This window comes from Gluconobacter sp. P1D12_c (assembly GCF_018812105.1).
GTDB lineage: Bacteria > Pseudomonadota > Alphaproteobacteria > Acetobacterales > Acetobacteraceae > Gluconobacter > Gluconobacter oxydans_A.
In genome coordinates this window covers 1-558 of sequence record NZ_JACSIQ010000229.1, presented here as the reverse complement: position 1 = coordinate 558, position 558 = coordinate 1, and the positions used below count along the sequence as shown (strand labels likewise).

Sequence of the window (558 nt, the reverse complement as noted above, 5' to 3'; positions counted from 1 at the left end):
ACTGGATACAGGATCTGGATTTGCGCAGGCGAACCCAGGCAGGGCTCAACAAGGGAGAAGCCCGGAATGCGCTGGCTCGGGCGCTCTTCTTCAACCAGCTTGGTGAACTGCGGGATCGGCGTTTTGAAAATCAGGCTTATCGAGCGTCAGGTTTAAACCTGCTGGTGGCAGCGGTTATCCTATGGAATACGCGCTATCTTCAGTCTGCCATCGCAACGCTCGGCATTTCCGATGACCTGGCGCGGCATATTGCACCCCTCGGCTGGGAGCATATCTCTCTGACAGGGGACTATCGCTGGAATGTCGATGAGCAGCCCGAAGCGGGCGCGTTACGTCCGCTTCGGGTGCCTGCATCCCTGCTTGTCGCTTGAACCCCAATGCTGGCGGTTCTGTAGGTGTTCACCCTAAGCGTACGTAAAATACACTTTCGTGTCGTGACCCCAAATACGCCTCCTGGTCAGCGTTCCGGTTCTCGAACGCGCCAGGTGAGGACGTGACCAGGTATTCGATGCACTGGACGGCGTTCTTGCGGATCTTCTCAGGTAGCGCCTTCTCGAA

At 57.2% G+C, this 558-nt stretch carries 1 protein-coding gene; it reads left to right on the top strand.

Features of this window, described 5'->3' with window-relative positions:
* On the top strand, positions 1-371 hold a 371-nt coding region (locus KP705_RS16480), incomplete at its 5' end, for a Tn3 family transposase (protein WP_215765031.1).
* Positions 372-558: the final 187 nt, after the last annotated feature.